Here is a 23,808-nt window from a genome sequence, read left to right on the forward strand (position 1 = left end):
ATCTATTTCTTTAGGAAAACAAAGGCAGACACCGCCAGCAGCACCAGCAGGATCATGTTGGTGTAGCGCTTTATCTCGTCGAGAAGGTGCATGTTCACCAGCGTGTTGTCTTCGTTTTCGATGATATTATAAAATGATCCCAAGTCTCTGGTTAATGCTACGCCATTGCTGTTGGCGCTTCGGCCGGTCACCTGCACCCGCAGCGACGGTCGCAGGGTGTCGTAGGCTGCCGTGGTGGGGTTAAAGTAGACCCAGTGCAGCGTTCCGCGCATGTCGTAGTGCCCGGGCTGGCGCGGCAGCACAGCGTAGGCAAACGATTTGGAACCCACCACACGGCCTGCGCGCTTGGTTATATCCTGCCGCACATTGGGCGGGTAAAACTCCAGCCCTGGCGGCACTTCCGGCACAGGCGGCATAATGGCCGCCAGGTTCCCCTCCCCTTCCACCTCGAAAAGATAAGTAAAACTCTTGTTTACAGCTATATTTTTCTTCGACAGGCTTTCGCGCAGCCGGTAATCCCCCACGGGCACCACGTCGCGCAGCGGGTGCGGCGGCAGCTCTTTCACGGGTATCACCCGCTCCCGCGAGTAGAACATCTTGTAACCCTCCTGCCGGTCCTGTGTCAGCAGGCTCGGGTTCTTGGCCACCTTGTACTTGATCATCTGCAGCTTCAGCTGCGGAAAGTGGAGCGGCTCCAGGTTAAGCGGGAAGAGCACGGCCTCATATAGCTTAAACCGCAGGTAAGGCTCGCCCTGCACCACCACGTTTTCAGGCGTGATCTCGGTATAGTCAAACGTCTCCTCCCAGGTGTGCGGCTGCTTCATCTGCTTCAGGATACCCGACAGCTGGTTGGCGAAATCATGAAAGTCGAGCAGGGGCTGATCGGCCTCCGCCAGGTAAAAATACAGCACCACGTTCACACCCTCCCCCACAAACACCTCTTTTTTATTTGTGTAGATCGTCATGAAGGCATTGTCCTCCTTGTCAATGAACTCCGGCTCGTCTTCCACGGGGGGGGCGTCATCGTTCTCCAGGATCAGGTTCGGCAGGTTCAGGGCCTGGGGCGCATTGGCCTGCATGGGCGTGACTTTTATCGCCATCCCCTGCGACTGCACCATCTGCCCGTTCACTTTCATCGAGAAAGGCCGCACGGCATACTCCCCCTCCTCCAGGGCCGCATAATTCTGCACAACAGTCAGCACGGTGGTTGTTTTGCCGCCCGTGATGATGGTTTTGGTGGAGGAGTACCTGTTGCTTTTCTTAAAACCCTCTATCTCCGGGAAGGGGGTGTACTCTTTCAGGGGCTGGTCCTGCAGCTTGATGGAGATGGTATAGTACTGGTTGATGGGCAGCGGGCTCTTGCCTAACTCAATGCCGATCTTCTGGGCCAGGGCAGGCACAACAAGCGCAACACAAAACAGGAAAACAAGAGCAAAAAACCGCATAGCAAAGAGTTCGGGACAGACAAAGGGATGCTTTGCACAAAGCAAATATAATAAATATATAAAGGCGCAGCTGCAATGCCGGGAGCAGGAGCCCAGGCGTGGCGAAGGAAATGGCTGCAAAGCCGCGCAAATCAGGCTGTACAGAGTTCCCTTTGATGCAGGACATCCATGCCCCGCAACTTCACATCCACGTCAAGATTAATATGTAACTATCATGCCGCTTCTGCAGGTCAGTTTATTTCCAGTGGGCTTTCCCCGGCACAAAAGCTCCTGCCCATATATAACGATGTTGCGCCACCCTTATTTTTTTTGCAGCCGCCCAAATCCGCTCCGGAAGCACCGCCGTAGGTCAGCTACAATCAAAAAGAAACTGGTGCCCTGGTCTATGGTTTCCGAGGCTTGCCAGCCGAAATGATTATTATCCATCTAAAACAGTAAAATTATGACAGAACAGACAAAGCCTGAAGAGAAAGCAGGAGGGCTGATGAAATCACTGGGAGGCTCCATGCAGCGGCGCACGTTTTTCCGATATGCTGGTGCCACGGCAGCGGCCACGACACTTTTGCTCACCACCTCCTGCGACGATGACGACGAGGTAACCCCGCCCATGAACGAAGAAGCCGTGGACCTGGGTTCCGGCGACGTAGGGATCCTGAATTACGCCTATGCTTTGGAGCAACTGGAAGCGGCGTTCTATACCGCCGTGGTAGCAGAGTCGGCTTCGGCGCTTTCTGCTGACGAGATGATGGTGATGCAGGACCTGAAAGCCCATGAGGTGGCGCACCGCGATTTCTTCAAGAAGGCGCTGGGCTCCAACGCTATCCCGGCCCTGGAGGTAGATTTCAGCGCCATCAACTTTAAGGACAAGAACAGCGTGCTGCAGACAGCCAAAACGTTCGAGGATTTGGGAGTTGCCGCATATAACGGAGCCGGTAAGCTGTTCACAGACACAGGCGCAGGCCTGGACTATCTCCTGCTGGCAGGTAAGATTGTATCAGTGGAGGCGAGGCACGCAGCCGCCATCCACGACCTGATCAGCAACAACACCAGGGCGTACGGCGCCGAGATGATAGACGCAAACGGCTTAGACAGAGCTATGTCGCCGACAGAGGTACTGGGCGCCGCATCCGCTTTCATCGCAACAGAAATCAACTTCAGCAACTTACCTAAATAAGCAACAGGAGATAAGGATATGAATATATTTAAAATTATACAGGATATAGAGAAAGTGGACGGCGAGGTATATGACCGCCTTGCTTCCCGCCGCCAGGCATTCAGCAGCTTCGGCAGTTTCGGTAAAAAAGTAGCGCTGGCAGCAGTGCCCATTGCCATGGGCTCCATGTTTAAAAAAGCCTACGGCCAGTCGAGCAACGGCATTGCGGACGTGCTGAACTACGCCCTTACACTGGAGTACCTGGAGGCTGATTTTTATATGCAGGGTTTAGCGGCAAGCGGCGCCATTGCGAGCGAGAACAGGGCGTTTTTCGAGGATGTCCGCGACCATGAGGTGGCGCACGTGGCGTTTCTGAAGAGCGCGCTCACAAGCCTCGGCGCCACGCCGGTAGACAAGCCCACGTTCGATTTCTCAGCTGGCGGCGCGTTCCCTGACTGGAACTCGAACCCGCAAACTTACCTGGCACTCTCGCAGGCGTTTGAAGACACCGGCGTGCGTGCCTACAAAGGACAGGCTGCCAATCTGGTGGGCAGCAATGAAGTGCTGACCGCTGCTTTGCAAATACATGCCGTAGAGGCGCGCCATGCCGCTATTGTGCGCAGAATACGCGGACTGAAAGGCTGGATCACGAACGACGAGCGCGGTGCAGGCATGCCGGTGCCTACACAGGCGGTATATGACGGGGAGGCCGAGACCATGCAGGCCGGCATAGATGTGGCCGCCGTTTCCGGTGTTGCCGCCGCCAGCGTAACCGAGGCTTTTGACGAGCCGCTTTCGAAGGAGGCAGTCTTGAACATCGCCTCACTTTTTATCGCATAGAGCCAACACCACCAATACATGCATATATAAATAAAGCCGCCATCTGGTGGCTTTATTTATATATGGATGATCAACTGTAGATATAAAGCCACATGAATTAGTTTAGGAAAGCCTGGTTTTGGGATGGAAGTTTACAGTTTCTGTTGTAGCACTGGCGCCCTTGCCTCTCATCCTTCTAAGGCTCCTTACAGGAGAATGATCTCCCATGGGATCAACAACCCTGTTCAGTCTCATTATCGATAACAATACTCACCGGTCTATTTCGTATATAACAACTGTTATCAATCGATAAAGCATTCCTAAACAACAACTTACCATATCTAATCTAAAAAATCTTACATAAATTTGTAAGTGACTACTTACTTTGATAACTTTGCAACGTATAAAAGATATACCGTTAACCATCAAAGTGTATCACAAGAAGATGTTAGAGTACATTAAGACAATTTTATTGAAAGTGAGTTTCGATAAGATGCTGTTTGAGAAGGAATTAAGAAAAGCATTCAAAGTGTTGGCAGCGGAAGAGCTACAGCAACTAAAGCAGTGGTGCTATGATCAGTTCTCAGGAATGTACCTCCTTATCCTGAACAAGGTCTTCACCAGATCGCAGGCGTAGGCGCCGCTTACTTGTTTTCAGGCCGCTGCTCCACAAACTGGATGTTCCGCAACAAGCCCTTGTAGCCGGTGCGCTTCACTGCCGACTTCCTGAACAATTGTGAAAACACCTCCTGCGTCAGTTCCTGCCAGTCGCTTGCCTTCATCTCTTTCAGGTGGGGGTGCGGCGCAAAGGCAGGCTCGCGGTGGGGTTTGCTGAAGCGGTTCCAGGGACACACATCCTGGCATATATCGCAGCCAAAAACCCAGTTCCCGAACTTCCCCTCCATTTCCTGCGGCAGCTGATCCTTCAGTTCAATCGTGAAATATGAGATGCATTTGCTGCCATCCACCACATACGGCTCGGTGATAGCGCCGGTGGGGCAGGCGTCGAGGCAGCGCGTGCAGGAGCCGCAGTAATCTTTGATGGGTCCGTCCGGCTCTAGTTCCAGGTCTATGATCAGCTCGGCGATAAAATAGAAGCTGCCGACCTGCGGGGTGATGAGGTTGCTGTTTTTGCCCACCCAGCCCAGGCCGCTTTTCTTTGCCCAGGCTTTGTCCAGCACCGGCGCCGAGTCTACAAAGCAGCGGCCGCCTACTTCCCCAATCTCCTCGTTTATATACTCCAGCAGCTCCTTCAGCTTGTCTTTGATGACAAAGTGGTAGTCGGTGCCGTAGGCGTATTTCGAGATCTTGTAGGTCCCCTCCTCCGGCTGCTGGTTCTCCTCCCCGGGAAAATAGTTCAGCAGCAGCGACACCACCGACTTGGCCCCGTCCACGAGCAGGCGCGGGTCCAGGCGCTTGTCAAAGTGGTTCTCCATGTAGTGCATCTGCCCATGCATGTTCTGGTTCAGCCAGCGCTCCAGCCGTGGCGCTTCCTCCTCCAGAAAATCAGCTTTCGAGATGCCGCAATACATGAAACCCAGTTCCGTGGCCTTCTGCTTGATCAGGTGGGTGTAAGTTGCTTTGTTCAAAATGAATGGTAAAAATCAGCTGCGTTCAATTGCTTCAACAAAATTAAGGTAAAATAAATCCGTATGCGGTATAAGCTACTTTGTGCAAGCCCAGAAGCTCGCGGGAGCTACGCACGCCGCGAGGTCTGCAGAAGTTTATGCTCGGTCTCTGCTGATAAGGTTTATATATAAATCTAAATAATCCAATCTTCTAATGTCTCAATCTCAACATCCCGCGCTTGCTAAACGCTTGCGGCGTGCGTAGCTCCCGCAAGCGTTTGAACAGACAACCCAATGAAGCAGCAACAAAAAAAGCAGGCCTTGAGCCTGCTTTTTTATATATAAACGTAATCACAAACAGCTATTAATTTTCAGTCTGGTCGAACAAGCCGCCTGCTGCCACGTGCTGCGGCGGGATTTTCCCTAAGTGCCTGTACGCTGCCTCTGTCGCCTCACGGCCGCGGGCGGTGCGCTTTATATATCCCTCCTGAATCAGGAACGGCTCATATACTTCTTCAATCGTCTCGGCTTCCTCACCGCATGCCGTCGCGATGGTGGAGATTCCCACCGGGCCGCCTTTGTATTTATCTATGATGCAAAGCAGGATGCGTTTGTCCATATCGTCGAGGCCGTTGTGGTCCACGTCGAGTGCGTGCAGGGCAAACTTGGCAATATCTACCGAGATGGTTCCGTCGCCTTTTACCTGTGCGAAATCGCGGGTGCGGCGCAGCAGGTTGTTGGCGATACGGGGCGTACCCCGGCTGCGGCGGGCAATCTCAAAGGCCGCGTCGTCGTGGATGGGTGCTCCCAGCAGCATAGACGAACGCTTCACGATGGAGGTCAGCAGCTCCGAATCATAATATTCCAGGCGGCTGTTGATGCTGAAGCGCGCGCGCAGCGGCGCCGTCAGCAAGCCGGAGCGCGTGGTGGCCCCGATCAGCGTAAATGGGTTCAGGCTGATCTGCACGGAACGAGCGTTCGGGCCGGAGTCCAGCATGATGTCAATTTTGTAATCCTCCATGGCCGAGTACAGGTACTCCTCCACGATCGGGTTCAGGCGGTGGATCTCATCGATAAAAAGCACGTCGTTTACTTCCAGGTTCGTCAGCAGGCCCGCCAGATCGCTTGGCTTGTCGAGCACCGGACCGGAGGTCATTTTAATACCCGAGTTCAGCTCTGCCGCGATGATGTGGGACAGTGTGGTCTTACCCAGCCCCGGAGGCCCGTGCAGCAGCACGTGGTCCAGCGCCTCGCCCCGGCGCCGGGCCGCCAGCACAAATATTTTCAGGTTCTCCACCACTTTCGCTTGTCCTGTAAAATCGGCAAAACTGAGCGGGCGGAGCGCCTTGTCTATGTCGCGTTCGGCTGGCGTCAGGTTGTCTTTCTCGCCAGTGAGATAATCTTCTCTCATCTTCTATCTTCTACTTTTTCTGCAGCTTCTGCTGTACTGAAAGATAACAGTTGCGGCTGCTGATTTGCTCCCTTTCAGTTTACGAATTTACTGATTTTTGCTAATTATTTTATATATAAACTTTATAAATCTAATTTGATTAGCAATTTAAAGTTTTACTATATAACCTCTTCCATCCCATGTACCTTCACTTGTAACATTAGAAGCCATGCGCCCAACCCAGCAAAAAATTAACAGCCACGCCTTCTTCAGCCCTGGCGACGATTGCCTGAACGCCATTGTTACCGGCATAGATGAAGCTGTGCAATCCATTAAGATCTGCGTGTTTACCATTAGCGACGACCGCATCTCGGATGCCATTGTGCGTGCCCACCGCAGCGGTATCCGCATAAAAATAATTTCTGACAATGATAAGCTGTATGACAAAGGCTCCGATATAAGGGAACTGGCCGCCAAGGGGCTGGAGGTGCGGGTGGATAAAACGCGTAGCCATATGCACCACAAGTTCGCTATTTTCGACGATACACAAGTGCTGACCGGCAGCTACAACTGGACCCGCAGCGCCGCCTTGTACAACCACGAGAACGTGCTGGTTACCGACAACCCCGGCATCGTGCAGGATTACCGTAGGGAATTTGACAAGCTCTGGGACCGCATGACGCCCTTCACCTCCCATGGCAAAGACGGGTTTGAAGAAACTTTATAAGTAATTCTCTCTTCCAGACGCTTGCGGGACCTCCGGACACCGCGAGTACCTGCGAGGCTCCTATATACTGAACAGTCAAAATAATTCCGTGCCTATATATCCCACCCGAAAAACGATAAACGAATAACAAACAAAACGCCTACTTGAACGCTTGTATGCCGGTGATGTCAGCGCCAGTGATGAGCAGGTGAATGTCGTGGGTTCCTTCGTAGGTGATCACGGATTCCAGGTTCATCATATGCCGCATGATCGGGTACTCGCCGGTGATGCCCATGCCGCCGTGTATCTGCCGCGCCTCGCGGGCGACGTGCAGGGCCATATCCACGTTGTTGCGCTTGGCCATTGAAATCTGCTGCGTGCTGGCCTTACCTTCGTTCATGAGGGTGCCCAGCCGCCAGGTCAGCAACTGCGCTTTGGTGATCTCGGTCAGCATTTCGGCCAGTTTCTTCTGTATCAGTTGGAAAGCACCAATCGGCTTGTCGAACTGGATGCGCTCCAGGCTGTACTTCCGGGCGGATTCGTAGCAGTCGATGGCGGCCCCGACAGCACCCCACGAGATGCCGTAGCGGGCAGAGTCGAGGCAGCCGAGCGGGCCTTTCAGGCCGTCGATGTTGGGCAGCAGGTTTTCTTTCGGCACTTTCACGTTATCGAACACCAGCTCGCCAGTGGTGCTGGCGCGCAGGCTCCATTTGTTGTGAATCTCCGGAGTCGAGAAACCTTCCATGCCGCGCTCCACGATCAGACCTTTGATGCGGCCTTCCTCGTTCTTGGCCCACACCACCGCCACCTGGCATTCCGGCGAGTTCGAGATCCACATCTTGGCCCCGTTGAGCAGGTAATGGTCGCCCATGTCTTTGATGTTGGTGACCATACCGCCGGGATTGGATCCGTAATCGGGTTCCGTCAAGCCAAAGCAGCCCAGCCACTCGCCGCTGGCCAGTTTGGGCAGAAACTTCTTCCGCTGCTCCTCCGACCCATATTTGTAAATCGGATACATCACCAGCGAACCCTGCACCGACGCCGTGGAGCGCATACCGGAGTCGCCGCGCTCAATCTCCTGCATGATGATGCCGTAGCTGATATAATCCATCCCGCCGCCGCCATACTCCGTCGGGATGGTCGGGCCGAAAGCGCCTACGTCACCGAACTTCTTCACGATCTCAGATGGAAAATGCGCCTCCTGCGCCCACTGCTCTATATAGGGAGAGATTTCACGTTTCACAAAGTCGCGCATCGTCTGCCGGATGAGTTTGTGCTCGTCGGTAAGCAGGTCGTCGATGTTGAAGTAGTCTGGTGCTCCAGCGGATTCGTAGGCCATGGTCTTGCTTGTTTATTGTTTGTTGTGGATTGTTGTTCAGCACTGAAACAATCTATATAAGCAAGTTAGCAAATTAGCCGCCAATCCATAAAAAAAGCCTTACCAGATGGCAAGGCTTTTCCTATATATATAATCAACAAACTCCTAAAATTTCAGCCCGACAGACAGCAGGTAATTGCGCGTGGCCTGCGGGTAATAAAAGTTCTCCGTAATCTGCTCGCCATATATATAACTGAACGTGTAGCCGTTGGCGGCATATTTCTCATTGAATACGTTGTTGACCAGCAGCCCCAGCTCCAGTTCCTTCAGTAGGCTTTTGAAGCTGAGTTTATAGCGGAACCGCAGATCGCCTACCTGGTAGGCCGGGATGATGCGGCTGTCGTTCTCGGTGTTGTCGAGGTACTGCTTGCTCACGGTTTTATATATAAACGCCGCCTGCAGCCCTTTCAGCACCTGCACCTCCAGTTGGTTCGTCGTTACCCAGCTCGGCGAGAAGGCAATCGTGGTTTCGCTGTAGTTGTTCTGCGCCTGGTCTCCCGTTCCGTAGTCGTCTATATACTCTCTGAAGTCGCTGATTTTGTTCTGGCTGAAGGCAAGGTTGCTGCTCAGGGTGGCGGCTTCTCCCAAGCGCAGCGCACCTGCCAACTCTACGCCCTGGCGGTAGCTGTCGTCGATGTTAGTGCGGGTGTAGGCGCCCACGTCGTTGATCTGCCCCGTCAGCACCAGCTGGTTTTTGTAATTCATATAGAAGTAGTTCAACTCCACGTCCGCTGAGAGCGACTGCCCGGCGAGTTCTGTTAAGGCCATATGGCCACGGTATCCTGCCTCCACGTTGCGCAGCGTTTCATGCTTCGGCCGGCTGCTGGGCGAGGATTCCGTGAAATCGTCGCGCACGGGCTCCCGGTTCCCTATTGCGTAGGAGGCATATAACTGGTGCCCCGGCTGCAGGTTATAGGTTACCCCGGCCTTTGGGTTCCAGAAGGTATAGTCTGCCTCCTGCGTGATGTTGGACAGGTTATGGTCGAAGCCAAGGAAAGCGTAATTCACTTTCCGCAACTGCAGGTCGCCGAACACAAACAGCTTCTCCGTCAGGCCATAGTTCACCTTCGCAAAGATGTTGAAGTCGGTTTTCTGGCCGTCGTTGTCGTAGTAATGGTCCCGGATGTTGGAGGTGGAGGCAAAGCGCGCCCAGATAATCTCCCCGAAGTGACGCCCGTCATACCTGTTCCAGGCGCCGCCCAGCGTGGCGTTCAGGCGGTTATCCGGGTTGTACTGCAATGCATAGGTTACGCCGTAGAAGTCGTTATCAAGCCAGCGGCGGCGGATAAGGTCGGTGGTGGAGACGGTATCGCCGCCGATCATCACGTCTGCCAGGCCATAATCTGCCAGGTCATCGTCTGCACGGAACTGTTCATAATAGCCACGCCCGTAGGTATAATGCAGCGCACCCGAAAAGCTCAGGCCCGGCATAAAATCATGCGACAGGTGCAATTGGTAGTGATCCTGCTGGTAATTGTCCGTCTCGTTGTCGTAGGTGTAGTAGTTGTAGCGGCGGCCCGAGTTGACGAGGTTGGCAGAGTCAGCGCCTCCTATATAGTTGCGGTTTATATAGGCTTGCAGGTCGGCGGCGTTGCCATATACCAGCGCCTCGGGCGTGCCGTACCAGGCCTGGTAGGTCTGTTCTTTGCCGGAGAAAGTGATGAACTTGACGGAGGTTTTATCGCCGTAATAGCCACCCGAAAAATAGAAGGATTTGAGATCAGAAGAGGCACGGTCTACATACCCATCCGATTTAATGCGTGACAGGCGGCCGTCGAAGGCGAACTTTCCGTTGATCAGGCCGGTGCCGAAGCGCACGTTGTTGCGCCAGGTGTCGAAGGAGCCGTAGGTGTGGTCTGTTTCGGCATAGGCCTCGCGCCGCACCTGCTGCGTCTGGATGTTGAGGCTGGCCCCAAAGGCACCGGCCCCGTTGGTAGAGGTCCCGACCCCGCGCTGCACCTGTATGTCCTGCACCGAGGAGGCAAAGTCCGGCATGTTCACAAAGAACACGCCATGGCTCTCCGCATCATTTATCGGGATGCCGTTTACCGTCACGTTGATGCGGGTGATGTCGGAGCCCCGGATGCGGATGCCGGTATAGCCTACGCCTGCGCCAGCATCAGAGTTCACCACCACCGAGGGTACCTGCTCCAGCAAATAAGGCAGGTCCTGCCCGAAGTTACGCGCGGCGATCTCCTCCTGGGTCACGTTCGTGAAGGTTGTTCCGGTGCGCTCGTCGGCGCGGGTGGCCTGCACCACTACCTCGCTCGCCCGGAGGGCCTGCGGCTGCAGCGCCACGGTTATCTCCGTGTCCTGCTCGAGGGCCACCGCTACCCGCTTCTGCTCGAAACCGAGGTAACTCACCCTCAGAGTATAGTTTCCGGCGGGCAGGTTTGGGAAGGAGAAGGTGCCGTTGGCCCCTGCAGGCACGCCTGTGCCGGTGTTCTCCAGCACCACGTTGGCTCCGGCCAGGGCCTCGCCCTGGGCTGCACTGGTTACGCGCCCGCTCAGTTGATACTGGGCAAGCAGCTGCAAGGGCAACAGCATAGCTGCCACTGCAATCAAAAAATTACGCATTGTTTTGAAATGAATTGGTGAAACATACAGGACTGCCAGGGGTTAGCATCCTGTTAAATTTCCCTTACCGTGTTTTCCCTTCGCCGGCATTACCCGGATCAGGTTCAATGGGTATGATCTCAGCCCGTTATATTAAGGCACCCCTAAACTCCCTCAAAGATAAGAGGCTTTTGGCTCTGATGCAAAGCAAGATTCAGGGCACCCCAAAAAGGTTTTCGCTGCTGCTGCTGAACACCTGCTCAAAATTTGCCTTTACAGATAACCAGTTAGGGCAAAAGTACGTTGTAAAAACTATCGGGGCAGCGTGCTGTTCGCCCAGTGAGCGCGAACTTTCTGCCGTAGCACAAACACCATAACTCAGGAATGTATTAACCTTATACCGCGATGATGATCAGCATTTTGTACACCGTAGCCCTTTTAACCATACTGGCCTACTATGCATTCGCTCCGCGCAAGAGATTTAACCGCCCACCATCCACTGACAACGACGATGACGGAGGCGAGCCGCTTGGCGACGATTTGCCAGACCTGGACCTGCCACCCGGCATATCACTGCCCTTGAATGATTTTGAGCCGAAGTACGATTTCAGAAATATCAAAGTACCCAAGTTTCCGGAGCCTTCGCTGCATTAAGCGCGGCCCCGTAACGAGCGCGGCCCCCACTGAATTGATCAATTCAGTGGGGGCCGCGCCCGTTATATATAACCGTACGTTTTAGAGCACGGTAACAGTAAACGTGCGCTCAAAAATCTGCCCGGGGCGCAGCTCGTTCATGCCTTCCTTCTCCTGCAACTCACCGCTGTCTCCCACCCTGCTGGCGATGCCGCACCAGGGCTCCAGGCAAACATAGGGTGCAGGACCCGGCTTGGCCCAGATCCCAAAGTACGGGAAGCCCTCGAAGGACATCTCAAGCCGGCGCGGATTGGAACGGCTCGCCAGCGTCACTTTCTCCGAATTCAGGCGCTCCAGCACAACAGCGTCCTTGTCGAACAAGCTGCGGTCGAGGGGCAGGATGTTGGTTTGCTCCAGCAGGCGCTCCGTGTCGCCGTTCAGCAGGCCCTGGTCGCTCAGCAGGTGGCGGCTGGCGGTTTCCTCCTTTTCAAACTCCAGGTAATAGTCTTCGTATCGCTCGTTCGGGTACAGGGGCACGTTAAAGCCGGGGTGCCCGCCTACCGCGAAGTACATTTTCTCGTGGTCGGTGTTGGTGACCTGGTAGGTAACGGAGAGCGCGTTCTGCTCCAGCCGGTACGCGATCAGAAGCCTGAACTTAAACGGGTACTGCGCCAGCGTCTCCTCGCTGGAGGTTAGCTCGAACACCAGCTTTTCGTGGTGCTCTTCCACCAGTTTAAACTCGCTGCGGCGGGCAAAGCCGTGGCGTTTCATGTGGTAGGTTTTGCCGTTGTAGGTATACTGCTGGTTCGGCAATTCCCCTACAATCGGGAACAGGTTGGGCGCATGAGCCGCCCAGACCGCGGGGTCGGCGACCCAGATCAGCTCCAGGTCCTCGTCTTTCTTCACGAAGTGCTGCAGCTCAGCCCCCAGGCTCTCTACCCCCACTTTATACAGGTCGTTCTCTAAGAAATATAACATCGTTTATTTGTTCAGAAGGTGATGAGTTTGAAGCAGCGCGTCCACGTGCTGGCGGGCCAGTTGCAAGCGCTCCTCCCGTTGGCCATATATCTCCACAAAGGGCACCCCCAGCGCCTGCAGTTCCCGCTTGTACCAGTCGTAGAAGAACTGGCGCAGGTGCGGGTGCTCGCGCTGTGGGTCCGGCTCCCAGGGCAAATCAACGCCCATCAGCAGGCAAAGGTTGTAGTTCTGATGCTTTAGTTTCTCTAGCATCCAGGCGGGGCAGTGGCCAAAGGCATGCTCGCTCCATATCCGGAGCACCAGCAGGTCTGTGTCGGAGAAAAGCAGGTGCCTCGCCTGCTGCTGTACCTCCTGCTCCAGGGCCAGTTGCCCCCAGGCAATGGCTTCTATATCGGCCAAGGTGTAGGGCCGCCCCAGGTTACCGACGTAGGTCCGGGCGTACTCCGGCACCCACACCGTGCCGTAGTGCCGGGCCAGTTGCTCCGACAGCGTAGACTTGCCCGTAGACTCCGGCCCGGTTATGGCGACTTTCAGCATAGGGCAAAGGTCGTGAAAATGCTTTACAAACACGTAGCATAAAAGCCGCAGGTATTGGAATTATATAGGAAAGCCGTCTTTCAGCTACCAATCGACTTCCATCCAGCCGCCTTAAAGGATAGAGTTTAAGCAGAAAGAGGAAGGTGCCTGCGCACCTTCCTCTTTCTGCTTAACGCTGTTCGTATGTTGTCAGTTACTCGAGAAGCTGTAGTCGTAAAAGTTATATACCTCCACTACCTTCGGTTGCTGCTCGCCATGCTGGTTCAACTGCACTTGCTTCGGGCTTTCGTCAGGAGACTCGTAGCCCCATTTCAAACGGTTCTCAAACTTCAACTCTTCAGGTAACTCCAGTTTACGTTGTCTCATATGCTGCAGGGTTGGTGGTTAAAAAAGCTACGCCCAAATGCGGGATCGCAGAAACAGTATCTGCTAACATGTACGAGATGCGGCTGCTTCGGGACTTTCACAAAAAGACGAAATTGTAGTATTATGCACCAGCTTCTACAGCTGCAGGCCTCCGGACCTGTAAATCCTTTTGCCAGTCGCGGTAGCCTTTGACGCACAGCAGCAGAAACACAAAGTAGAGGAAACTTGTGAGATACAGCTCTTTATAAAAATATATCCCCACATACAGCACATCCACCACCAGCCACACAAGCCAGTTCTCCAGTTGCTTTTTGGCCATCATCCAGTACCCGATCAGGCTGATAGCGGTGGTGCCGGCATCGGCGTAAGAGAGGTCTGCATTGGTGTAGTTGTCCAGGAAGTAACCCAGCCCTACCGTGAACACGGCCCCCAGCCCGAGCAGCACCGCGAGTTCTTTCCTGCGCACGTGCCCGACCTTTCGCTCGCTGTGGTTCTTGCCGCCGTACAGCCATATATACCAGCCGTACAGGCTCGTGACAAAATAAAAGGCGTTGAGGCCCATGTCGGCATACAGGCGGGCATCGTAAAACACCAGCACGTACATGCTCACGCTCACCAGCCCCACAGGCCACGTCCATATGTTCTGCCGGGCCGCCAGCCACACATTCACGATGCCCGTCAGCACGCCAACCAGCTCGATCAGGTTCATGGCCCGCAAGGCCTCCGTCATGTTCTGCAGAATATCCATTGGTGCAATTTACAAGCGCGGGGCGTGGGATGTAAACAAACGGCTGCTTAAATTTGAGGGCTGCGCGAAACAAACTGGAAAGTAGTCGCGCTAAACAGATACCCTCACACCTGAAAGAAGCATAGAGAACATGGACGAGATCACGGCACAGGAACTGAAGGAGCGGTTGTCGCGCAGCACCAACCTGCAGTTGGTGGACGTGCGCGAGCCGGCAGAGTTTGAGCTGTGCAACCTGGGCGGCGAGCTTGTTCCGCTGGGCGAGCTGCCGAAGCAGGCAAGCCGCATCCGCCGCGATATACCGGTCGTGATGATCTGCCACCACGGCTTCCGGAGCGCCCAGGCAATCCACTACCTCACGCAGCGCCTGGGCTACGACAACCTCCTCAACCTGAAAGGCGGCATCCACGCCTGGGCCACCCATATAGATCCCACCATGCCGACGTATTGATGATTGTTGATTGATTATTGTTAATTGCTATATACCGTTACGGCGGCTGTATGTTATATAGACGTTGAGTATGCTCTAACGTAGCTTTCGATGAACATCTGCAGAGCTACAGAAATGGCAGTTATATATGACCCGAAAATATGTATTACTTTATATATAAACCTAGCCCATATAGCAAGTTATATATAAGCCCCGGTTATATTTAAACATGCGTCTCCTATCAAGCCGAGTTATATATAAAAATGCTTCATCCACCAATTAACAATTATCAATCAACAATTAAGGCCCAGCCGGCCTCTTAAAATATATATACCCCCTTGCAGCTTATTGTAAAGAAAATTTCGTAGTTTTACGCGGCAAATAACAACCCCTAAATTATTTGCCATGATCTCCGATCAGTCTAAGATTTTATTTGAGGCGCTCACCTACGATGACGTGCTTCTCCTCCCGGCTTACTCCGAGGTACTCCCCAACCAAACAGATACTTCTTCGCAGCTTACGCGCAATATCCGCATCAACATCCCGCTTGTTTCAGCGGCCATGGACACGGTGACAGAGGCTGACCTGGCGATTGCGATGGCGCAGGAAGGCGGGCTCGGCATCATCCACAAGAACATGTCGATCAAGAAGCAGGCGCAGCAGGTGCGAAAGGTGAAGCGCTCGGAGAGCGGCATGATCCTGGACCCGATCACGCTCAACGAGAACGCCACCCTCGGCGACGCCGTGCAGATCATGACCGACAACAAGATTGGCGGCATCCCGATCATCAATGATTCGGGCAAGCTGACGGGCATCATCACCAACCGCGACCTGCGCTTCGAGAAGGACCTGACGCAAGGCGTGTCGTCGGTCATGACCACCCAGAACCTCATCACGGCAGCAAAGGGCACCGACATGTCGAAGGCCGAGGACATCCTGCAGGAGTACAAGATCGAGAAACTGCCGGTGGTGGATGAGGAAGGCAAGCTGGTGGGCCTCATTACCTATAAAGACATCCTGAAGAAAAAAGACAGGCCATTTGCCTGCAAAGATGAGTTTGGCCGCCTGCGCGTGGGGGCCGCCGTTGGCGTTACGCCCGATGTGCTGGACCGCGTGAAGGCGCTGGTAGAGGCTGGCGTGGATGTGATCAGCATTGACACGGCGCACGGCCACTCAAAGGGTGTGCTGGAGGCTGTCCGGAAAATTAAGGACCTTTTCCCGGATGTGGACCTGATTGCCGGCAACATCGCCACAGCCGAGGGCGCAAGGGCGCTTGCCGACGCAGGCGCCGATGCCGTGAAAGTGGGCGTGGGCCCCGGCTCCATCTGCACCACCCGCGTCATCGCGGGCATCGGGGTGCCGCAGCTTACGGCTGTGATGGAGGCCGTGCGAGGCTTGCAGGGCACGGGCATTCCGGTTATTGCGGACGGAGGCATCAAGTTCTCGGGCGATATCGTAAAGGCGCTGGCCGGCGGGGCGAGCACCGTGATGATCGGGTCGCTGCTGGCAGGCACGGAGGAAGCCCCGGGCGAGATGATCCTGTACGAGGGACGCAAGTTTAAGACATACCGCGGCATGGGCTCCGTGGAGGCAATGGAGGAAGGCTCGAAAGACCGCTACTTCCAGAGCAACGAGACGAACGCCAAAAAGCTGGTGCCGGAAGGCATCGTAGGGCGCGTGCCTTTCAAAGGACTGGTGCAGGAAGTGATTTACCAGCTGGCAGGCGGCATACGCGCCGGCATGGGTTACTGCGGCACGCCCAACATTGCGAGGCTGCAGGAAGCCAGGATGGTGAAGATCACGGGCGCCGGTCTCCGCGAAAGCCATCCGCATGATGTGCAGATTGTGCGCGAGGCCCCGAACTACAGCCGCTAGGCATCCCATTCCCAAGGCACCTTCCCCTGGTCAACCCATATGTGTATATGAGGGCACGTGGCTGACATATACATATATGGGTTGACCAGGGCAGCTTCCGTTAAAGAAGTGTGGAGCAACGGGCAATTGTCCCGCTATTAGCTACCCTGGAAGATCCTGTGCCTCTTTACACCGTCAGCGGCCATATATAATGCGGAAGAAGCGGGTTGGCACAAGCTAACCTCCTTCTTTCGTTTTACGTTATGCAAGTTGGTTTTCCTAACTCTATCTTACACCTTGGCCAAAGAGCAGAAAAAATTATTACCTTTCACTAATATTACATCAAAAAGTAGCCATATCCTGTTGCAGGAAAACAAGACAGGGGAGACCCGTTTTATGCTTTACAAGACGAATGCGAAATCTTTACTGGTTACTTCTGCTGTCGTCAGTTGGGCTCTGCTGTTAGCAAACGTCTTGCTGTCGGCTGAAAGCCTGCGGCAGGAGGGCACGGCCAGGATTTCGCTGCCCTTTATCAACAACCTGCTGATCGTTGTGTTCATCGTGGCTGTTTTCCTTTTCCAGCGCCTGAGCACCGATGCCCTGAAGGGCATCGACTTCATCGGCTACCTCTGGAACCTGTTCTCGAAAGCAGCCGTGGCGGCCTACCTGAGCGTGGCCCTTTTCCTGGCCTACAGGGTGATGACCAACTACGCCGACACGGAATCCCCGTTGCTGCTGCACCTGGTGTACCAGATCAACTTCGGCCTGCTGGTGGTGTTCCTGGCGAAGGCCTTTTATATATGGCGGCAATTGCTGCTCTACCACAAGAACAAGTTCCTGCAGATCGCCTGGGACTGGTTTGAGCTTTTGCTGGGCGCCACGCTTTTGCTCACCCTCTTCAACTTCCGCTACACCAGCTATATCTTTCTCCCGCTGCTGGCCCTGATGGGGTTTTACATCCTCTTCCTTTGCACCAACCTGAAGTGGGTGGCCTACCTCACCTTCAACAACAAGAGCCGCTCGCTGGTGCTGCTGGGCGCCATCCTGCTGAGCTGCTACATCTTCCTGCGCTTCTTCAGGGGCATGGCCGGCAACCCGGACCTGGTGATCGACTACACCAACGTGGGCTTCCTGCTGCTGGCCATGATGTTTGTGAGCTTCTATACCCTGGCCGCTTTCCTGGTGTCGCTGTTCAGTCTGCCCACCTCCAGCGTGTTTGAGCAGAAGAGCGAGGACCTGCTGAACTTCCAGCGCCTGAGCCAGTCGATCCAGCAGGGGCAAAGCGAGGCGCAGGTATATGACATGCTGTTCGAGAGCACCATCAAAGCCTCCGATGCCAGCGCAGCCTGGTTTGAGCTGGTGCGCAACAGCGAACCGCAGGTAACGCACATGCTCAACGTCAACAACGACCAGATCAAGCGCATCCGGCACCTGCTGCTGGCCTACAACATCCACAACATCGATTATATCAACAACAACCTCAACCGCAACCCGGGTTTCCGCGACCTGATGCTGCCCTGGAAGTCGCTCATCATCCTCCCCATCAAGTCCAAGAAGCACCTGGCCGGGGTGCTGTACCTGCTCAAGGACATCGAGCAGGGCTTTGACCGCGAGACCGTGAACGTGCTGCGCACCTTCACCAGCCAGACCATCCTCACCATCGAGAACCTGCGGCTGGTGGCGGAGTCGCTGCAGAACGAGCGCTACAAGGAGGAGCTGAAGATTGCCACGCAGGTGCAGGAAAGCCTGATCCCGAAAAACTTTCCGGTTGATAGCTGGTTTGAGATAAGCACGCATGCCGTGGCGGCCAAAGAGGTGGGCGGGGATTTTTACGACTTCCTGCAGCTGAGCGAGTCGCGCATCGCCATCATCATCGGAGACGTGTCGGGCAAGGGTATCTCAGCCGCGTTCCATATGGCCCAGATGAAGGGGATCTTCCACGGCCTGATGCAGCAGGATATGGCCCCGAGCGAGTTCATGAAGCAGGCCAACAGCGCCCTGAGCCGGTGCCTGGAGCGCACCTCCTTTATCACCTCGGCGCTTTATATCATCGATTACAGCATGAAAGGCTTCATGTTTGCACGGGCCGGCCACTGTCATACGTTATACTACAACGCCATGATGGATGACGTGTTCTACTTCCAGACCGACGGCCTGGGGCTCGGCATTATCCGGGACAAGAGCTACGCCAACCATATTCGGGAGATGTACTACGACTACAACCCGAGCGATGTGATGGTGATCTACACGGATGGGATCGTGGAGGCCCGCAACTCCCAAAACGAGGAATACGGCGAAGACCGGTTGAAGTATATGCTGCAGCAGACGTACCACCTGGAGGCGGAGGATATCAAGTTCGCCATCATCAACGACCTGCAGGATTTTACGGGCCCCGACAACCTCTACGACGACCAGACGCTGATGGTGATTAAGTTTAAACCCGTTGAACCTAACAAATGATAAACCCGTAAAGGAAGCCGATGAAAATAACACATGAAATCAAGGAAAACACCATCATCATGACGCTTGATGGTGAACTGGACGCCAGCTCCTCGGTGATGCTGGACGAAGAGCTCTCTGACCCCGAAATAATGGAGTACAGCAAGATTCTGGTCGATTGCAAGAATCTCCACTATATCTCCTCCGCCGGCCTCGGGGTGTTTATCTCGCACCTGCAGCGCTTCGAGGACGCCCACATCAAACTGATTTTTTACAACATGCAGGACAAGGTGCGCAACGTGTTCGAGATACTCGGCCTCGACCTGCTCATGACGATCGTAACGGATTACGAGGAAGCAAGGAGTATTGCCAATGAATAACTCCATTCGGGTAAACTGTACGAAGAAGAACCTGAAGTTAATACGCGACTTTGTCACGGAGTACCTGCGCGCCCTATCCCTTTCCGACATCCTGCTGAACCAGATTGTGCTGGCCGTGGATGAGATATGCGCCAACCTGATTATCCACGCCAACCACGAAGACCCCAAGAAATATATTGTCGTCCAGATCATCCGGGTAAAGGACGATACGCTTAAGTTCGAGATCTCAGACGAGGGCCTGGCCTTTGAGCGCTCTAACTACAAGGAGCCAGACATAGAGGAGAACATCCGGCTCGGCAAAAAAGGCGGGGTGGGCATCGCGCTCGTCAACCGCATTATGGACAAAGTGGAGTTCAGCAGCAACGGATCCCACAACACCTGCCTGCTGTTTAAGAAGATCAAATAAAGCCAACCGCACACTATACCAGCGCATTATCCGTTATCGGGAACGAAACCATTTGCTATTGGATTATGGTTATGCTTTTTGACTTATCTGTCAGAAAAATTAACTAAAATTGCATGATCTGATCCCGGTCAGCGAAAGAAAGATTTTGTCTTAAAATAACCTATGCGCAGCAATCCCTTACTTGTTGCGGCGGCAGCCCTGCTGATAGCCGGCTGCACCGCAACCAAGAAGAACGACAGTCAAGAACCCGCCATCGCCACCCTTGGCACCCAGCCTGTTTCTATCTCGGAGTTCCGCTATGTGTACGACAAGAACAACAGCGGCAACGAAGACGCCTACACCCGCCAGAGCATCACCGACTACCTGAACCTGTACACCAACTTCAAGCTGAAGGTGATGGAGGCGGAGAGCAAGGGACTGGACACCACCACGGCGTTTAAGCGCGAGCTGGAAGGCTACAAGGAGCAGCTGGCACAGCCCTACCTGACGGAGAAGAGCGTGACAGACAAGCTGGTGCAGGAGGCATATGAACGCATGAAGCAGGAGGTGAACGCCTCGCACATCCTCATCAGCATGGCCCCTGACGCTGCCCCGGAAGACACCCTGGCCGCCTACAACCGCGCCATGGACCTGCGCAGGCGGGCACTAGCCGGTGAGGATTTCGGCAAGCTGGCCCAGGAAAACTCTCAGGACCCGTCTGCCGCTGACAACAAGGGGAACCTGGGCTACTTCACGGCCCTGCAGATGGTTTATCCGTTTGAGGACGCCGCCTATAAAACCCCGGTGGGCGAGGTGTCGATGCCGGTGCGCACGCGCTTCGGCTATCACCTCGTGAAGGTAAACGACAAGCGGCAGGCAAAGGGCGAGGTACAGGTGGCGCACATTATGGTGCGGGCCACCCCGGGCATCCCCAAAGCCGATTCGCTGGCAGCAAAGCAGCGCGTGGACGCCATATATAAACGCGTGCAGCGGAACGAGGACTGGGACAAACTGGCCGCTGAGTTCTCGGAGGATGCGAACTCGGCCAACAACGGCGGAGAGCTCCCCTGGTTTGGCACGGGGCGCATGATCCCTTCTTTCGAGGACGCCGCCTTTGGCCTGCAGAACCCGGGCGATGTGGCGGAGCCGGTGCTCACGCCCTATGGCTGGCACATTATCAAACTGATCGAGAAACGCGGGCTGCTGCCTTTCGAGGAAATGGAGCAGAACCTGCGCAACAAGATAGCGAAAGACTCCCGCTCAGAGCTGAACAAAACGGCTTTCATGAAGCGCATCAAGGGGGAGAACGCGTTTCAGGAGAATGAGGAGGCGAAAGCCGCCGCCATCGCCAAAGCCACCGAGGAGTTACTGCAGGGTAAATGGGCGTATGACGAGACGGACAAAGCGCAGGAGCAGACGTTGTTCACCATACAGGGCAAGCCTTACACTGTGGGCAGCTTCTGGCAATATGCGCACAAGGCACAGCAGCCACGCGCCAGCGGCACCGCCGCCCATGCCATGCGCCTGCTCTACGATGCCTACGTGGACAAAAGCCTGATGGAGTACGAAAAGGCCAACCTGGAGAACAAGCACCCCGACTTCAGGATGCTGGTGCAGGAGTACCACGACGGTATCCTGCTGTTCCAGATGATGGATGAGAAAGTGTGGGCGAAAGCGATCGAGGACTCCGTGGGGCTAAAAGCCTTTTTCGAGCAGAACAGGGAGAAGTACAAGTGGGGGCCGCGTGTGCAGGCTACGGTGATAAGCGCCGCCAACGAAAAACTGCTGGAGCAGGCACGGCAGCAACTGAGCAATCGCCGCTACCCCGTTAACTTCGCCCGCCTGACCGATATCCTGTTTGAGCAGAACAAGGCGACGCTGACGCCGGAAGGCACCGCCAAGCTAAATGAACTGGCCGGGCTGCTGAAGGGAAACGAAAGCCTGACAGTGGATATAAAAGGCCATGCAGACGCCCGCGAAGCCAAAGCCAGCAAGAAACTGGCAATTCTCCGTGCCGAAAAGGCCGCTGCTTATCTGGCGGCTCAGGGCATACCGGCCTCCCGGCTCAGCACGCACAGCCTGGGGCAAAAAGAGCAGGCTGGCCCCGATAACACAGAGACCGGCCGCCGCCGTAACCGCCGCGTGTCCTTCACGCTTCATACCACAGAGCTGGGCGCCCTCGCCGATAAGCTAAATGCTGAGAGCAAAAACCCGCTCGGCGTGCAGATTACGGAGAAGAAGTTCCAGAAGGGCGAAAACAAGGTCCTGGACTCTTTGAAATGGGAGAAAGGAACCTATAGCCTTCAGCAGAATGGCAGGGAGTATCTCGTGATTATTGAGGATGTGCTGGAGCCTGCCTACAAAGAACTCCACGAAGTGCGCGGCCTCGCGATCTCTGATTACCAGAACTACCTCGAGCAGCAATGGGTAGACCAGCTGCGCGAGAAGTATCCTGTGAGCGTGCGGCAGGAGGAAGTGGATAAGATGGTGAAGCAGTAACATCCGTCTGGCCCCTTTTTTGCAGCCGCATATACGGCTTAAGTCAGAATAAAGCAGTAAATTGTGCGTTTGGCTTAAGGGCCTGCGAAAACTTTATCCAGCGCCGCAAAATGGCGCTTTCCCGGACAAAGTTTAAACAGGCTATAAGCGCACGTGTCCATATCAATTGTTACCATTTTGAAAAATATATCATCTTTTGCCAAAACAGCCTTTGCGGTCATCTGCCTCCTGGCTTTCACATCCTCTGCGTATGCCCAGGCCCCGGTGCAGCGCAAGGTGGATGGCATTATCGCGAAGGTAGATAACCACGTTATCCTGCGTTCCGACGTGGAGTTTGGCTACCTGCAGTACCTGCAGCAGTCGAAGCAGCAGCCCAACGAGGAGCTGAAGTGCGAGATATTCCGGTCGCTCCTGCAGGACAAGCTGTTGCTGGCCCGCGCCGAGATAGACTCTATCGTGGTGGAGGAAGCGCTGGTGGCAGACCAGCTCGACCGCCGCATCCAGTACCTTGCCAGCCAGGTAGGCGGCGTGGAGCGCCTGGAGCAGTACTACAACAAAAGCATCAACCAGCTGAAAGAGGACCTGCGCCGCACGGTGCGCGAGCAGATGGTGATGGAGCGGATGCAGGAGGAGATCACGGGCAAAGTAACCGTAACCCCCAAGGAGATCCGGAAATACTTCAACGACATTCCGACGGACAGCCTGCCTTACTTCTCGAGCGAAGTGGAGCTTGGCCAGATCGTGAAATTCGCCACCATCAGCAAGACGCAGAAGCAGGCGGCCCGGGAGCAACTGGAGGCACTGCGCAAGCGTATACTGGCCGGTGAGGATTTTGCCACGCTGGCGAAGCAGTACTCCCAAGACCCAGGCTCGGCGCAGGCCGGCGGGGAGTTGGGTTTCTTCAAGAAGAAAGAGCTGGTGCCGGAGTACGAGGCAGCCTCCATGCGCCTGGAGCCGGGCGGTATCTCCAATGTGGTGGAGTCGCAGTTCGGCTTTCACCTGATTCAGCTGATCGAGCGCCGCGGGCAGGAGTTCAACACCCGCCATATCCTCATCAAGCCTGCCACAGCCACAGTGGACGTGCAGGAGGCGGTGGCTGAGTTAGACAGCATTCGGACCCTGATCCTGAACGACAGCATTACGTTTGCGCAGGCAGCCAAAGACTTCTCCGATGACAAAGTCACCAAAGACAATGGCGGGATGATGAAGAACGGCGCCTCGGGCAGTAACTATATATCCATGGACCAGGTGGACCCGGCCATCTTCTTCGTGATCGACACCATGGAGGTGGACGAGATAACAAGACCGATCCCGTTTACAACGGCGGATGGCAAAGAGGCTGTGCGGATCATCTACCTGAAAGGGAAGTCGAAGCCGCACCTGGCCAACCTGCAGGATGATTACCAGCGCATCTCGAACGCCGCACTGGCCGAGAAGCGCAGCAAGGCTGTAGACGCCTGGTTCCGTAAAAACCTCGGGACCGTGTTTATCGAAATTGATCCGGAGTACCAGGATTGCGGTGGTCTCCAGCAACTCATGCAATAACC

21 protein-coding genes and 1 riboswitch are annotated in these 23,808 nt (G+C 54.9%); of the genes, 12 read left to right on the forward strand and 9 right to left on the reverse strand.

The window, feature by feature from the left end; all coding sequences use genetic code 11:
- Nucleotides 1-2: 2 nt before the first annotated feature.
- On the reverse strand, nucleotides 3-1,445 hold the full coding sequence (locus ABD920_RS11300) for a BatD family protein (protein ID WP_345159072.1): 1,443 nt from the start codon (nucleotides 1,443-1,445) through the stop codon (nucleotides 3-5).
- Nucleotides 1,446-1,887: 442 nt separating this feature from the next.
- Here ABD920_RS11300 and ABD920_RS11305 point away from each other — a divergent pair, with 442 nt between their 5' ends.
- The 3 genes from ABD920_RS11305 to ABD920_RS11315 all read left to right on the forward strand — a co-directional run bounded on the left by ABD920_RS11305 (nucleotide 1,888) and on the right by ABD920_RS11315 (nucleotide 4,054).
- Nucleotides 1,888-2,619 carry a ferritin-like domain-containing protein gene (locus ABD920_RS11305; RefSeq protein WP_345159073.1) on the forward strand — a complete coding sequence of 244 codons (732 nt, stop codon included), beginning with the start codon at nucleotides 1,888-1,890 and terminating at the stop codon, nucleotides 2,617-2,619.
- Nucleotides 2,620-2,637: 18 nt separating this feature from the next.
- A complete protein-coding gene (locus ABD920_RS11310) occupies nucleotides 2,638-3,438 on the forward strand; it encodes a ferritin-like domain-containing protein (protein WP_345159074.1) in 801 nt (266 codons plus the stop codon).
- Nucleotides 3,439-3,862: 424 nt separating this feature from the next.
- Entirely contained in the window at nucleotides 3,863-4,054 is a 192-nt protein-coding gene (locus ABD920_RS11315; protein WP_345159076.1) for a hypothetical protein, read from the forward strand.
- A gap of 7 nt (nucleotides 4,055-4,061) precedes the next feature.
- Here ABD920_RS11315 and queG read toward each other — a convergent pair whose 3' ends face one another.
- Both queG and ruvB read right to left on the reverse strand, forming a co-directional pair.
- A complete protein-coding gene (queG, locus tag ABD920_RS11320) occupies nucleotides 4,062-5,006 on the reverse strand; it encodes a tRNA epoxyqueuosine(34) reductase QueG (RefSeq protein ID WP_345159077.1) in 945 nt (314 codons plus the stop codon).
- A gap of 343 nt (nucleotides 5,007-5,349) precedes the next feature.
- On the reverse strand, nucleotides 5,350-6,396 hold the full coding sequence (ruvB, locus tag ABD920_RS11325) for a Holliday junction branch migration DNA helicase RuvB (protein WP_345159078.1): 1,047 nt from the start codon (nucleotides 6,394-6,396) through the stop codon (nucleotides 5,350-5,352).
- A 208-nt stretch (nucleotides 6,397-6,604) separates the two neighbouring features.
- Between ruvB and ABD920_RS11330 the strand changes: the two genes are divergently transcribed.
- On the forward strand, nucleotides 6,605-7,102 hold the full coding sequence (locus tag ABD920_RS11330; RefSeq protein WP_345159080.1) for a phospholipase D-like domain-containing protein: 498 nt from the start codon (nucleotides 6,605-6,607) through the stop codon (nucleotides 7,100-7,102).
- Between the two features lie 139 nt (nucleotides 7,103-7,241).
- On the opposite strand, the gene ABD920_RS11335 is transcribed toward ABD920_RS11330, so the two are convergent.
- Nucleotides 7,242-8,420: an acyl-CoA dehydrogenase family protein gene (locus tag ABD920_RS11335; protein WP_345159081.1), complete on the reverse strand. Its 1,179-nt coding sequence runs from the start codon at nucleotides 8,418-8,420 to the stop codon at nucleotides 7,242-7,244.
- Nucleotides 8,421-8,564: 144 nt separating this feature from the next.
- Entirely contained in the window at nucleotides 8,565-11,036 is a 2,472-nt protein-coding gene (locus tag ABD920_RS11340) for a TonB-dependent receptor (RefSeq protein WP_345159083.1), read from the reverse strand.
- Between the two features lie 58 nt (nucleotides 11,037-11,094).
- A riboswitch (TPP riboswitch) is annotated at nucleotides 11,095-11,191 on the reverse strand.
- A 229-nt stretch (nucleotides 11,192-11,420) separates the two neighbouring features.
- Between ABD920_RS11340 and ABD920_RS11345 the strand changes: the two genes are divergently transcribed.
- Entirely contained in the window at nucleotides 11,421-11,669 is a 249-nt protein-coding gene (locus ABD920_RS11345; RefSeq protein ID WP_345159085.1) for a hypothetical protein, read from the forward strand.
- Between the two features lie 81 nt (nucleotides 11,670-11,750).
- Here the strand turns inward: ABD920_RS11345 and ABD920_RS11350 are convergent, their stop codons facing one another.
- From ABD920_RS11350 to pnuC, 4 genes are all read right to left on the reverse strand, one after another.
- A complete protein-coding gene (locus ABD920_RS11350; RefSeq protein ID WP_345159086.1) occupies nucleotides 11,751-12,626 on the reverse strand; it encodes an aldose 1-epimerase family protein in 876 nt (291 codons plus the stop codon).
- Between the two features lie 3 nt (nucleotides 12,627-12,629).
- Nucleotides 12,630-13,163, reverse strand: a complete 534-nt coding sequence (locus ABD920_RS11355) for an AAA family ATPase (protein ID WP_345159087.1) — start codon at nucleotides 13,161-13,163, stop codon at nucleotides 12,630-12,632.
- Nucleotides 13,164-13,352: 189 nt separating this feature from the next.
- Nucleotides 13,353-13,529 (reverse strand): hypothetical protein, encoded by a 177-nt coding sequence (locus tag ABD920_RS11360; protein ID WP_345159089.1) that lies wholly within the window; start codon nucleotides 13,527-13,529, stop codon nucleotides 13,353-13,355.
- A gap of 121 nt (nucleotides 13,530-13,650) precedes the next feature.
- The gene (gene pnuC / locus ABD920_RS11365) at nucleotides 13,651-14,277 is read right to left on the reverse strand and encodes a nicotinamide riboside transporter PnuC (RefSeq protein WP_345159090.1); all 627 of its coding nucleotides are present in this window, start codon (nucleotides 14,275-14,277) and stop codon (nucleotides 13,651-13,653) included.
- A gap of 130 nt (nucleotides 14,278-14,407) precedes the next feature.
- On the opposite strand from pnuC, the gene ABD920_RS11370 reads away from it, so the two are divergent.
- The 7 genes from ABD920_RS11370 (at nucleotide 14,408) to ABD920_RS11400 (ending at nucleotide 23,806) form a co-directional block, all read left to right on the forward strand.
- Nucleotides 14,408-14,725 carry a rhodanese-like domain-containing protein gene (locus tag ABD920_RS11370; protein WP_345159092.1) on the forward strand — a complete coding sequence of 106 codons (318 nt, stop codon included), beginning with the start codon at nucleotides 14,408-14,410 and terminating at the stop codon, nucleotides 14,723-14,725.
- Between the two features lie 384 nt (nucleotides 14,726-15,109).
- Nucleotides 15,110-16,579 (forward strand): IMP dehydrogenase, encoded by a 1,470-nt coding sequence (guaB, locus tag ABD920_RS11375; protein ID WP_345159094.1) that lies wholly within the window; start codon nucleotides 15,110-15,112, stop codon nucleotides 16,577-16,579.
- A 342-nt stretch (nucleotides 16,580-16,921) separates the two neighbouring features.
- Complete coding sequence (locus tag ABD920_RS11380; RefSeq protein ID WP_345159096.1) at nucleotides 16,922-19,018, forward strand: GAF domain-containing SpoIIE family protein phosphatase; 2,097 nt, start codon at nucleotides 16,922-16,924, stop codon at nucleotides 19,016-19,018.
- 20 nt (nucleotides 19,019-19,038) lie between these two features.
- The gene (locus ABD920_RS11385) at nucleotides 19,039-19,377 is read left to right on the forward strand and encodes an STAS domain-containing protein (RefSeq protein ID WP_345159097.1); all 339 of its coding nucleotides are present in this window, start codon (nucleotides 19,039-19,041) and stop codon (nucleotides 19,375-19,377) included.
- Nucleotides 19,370-19,783, forward strand: a complete 414-nt coding sequence (locus ABD920_RS11390) for an ATP-binding protein (RefSeq protein WP_345159098.1) — start codon at nucleotides 19,370-19,372, stop codon at nucleotides 19,781-19,783. The genes ABD920_RS11385 and ABD920_RS11390 overlap by 8 nt, the downstream gene beginning before the upstream one ends.
- 162 nt (nucleotides 19,784-19,945) lie before the next feature.
- Nucleotides 19,946-22,261, forward strand: coding sequence for a peptidylprolyl isomerase (locus ABD920_RS11395; RefSeq protein ID WP_345159100.1), 2,316 nt, complete (start codon nucleotides 19,946-19,948; stop codon nucleotides 22,259-22,261).
- Nucleotides 22,262-22,438: 177 nt separating this feature from the next.
- On the forward strand, nucleotides 22,439-23,806 hold the full coding sequence (locus ABD920_RS11400; protein WP_345159101.1) for a peptidylprolyl isomerase: 1,368 nt from the start codon (nucleotides 22,439-22,441) through the stop codon (nucleotides 23,804-23,806).
- Nucleotides 23,807-23,808: the final 2 nt, after the last annotated feature.

The organism is Pontibacter saemangeumensis (genome assembly GCF_039541895.1).
Taxonomy (GTDB): domain Bacteria; phylum Bacteroidota; class Bacteroidia; order Cytophagales; family Hymenobacteraceae; genus Pontibacter; species Pontibacter saemangeumensis.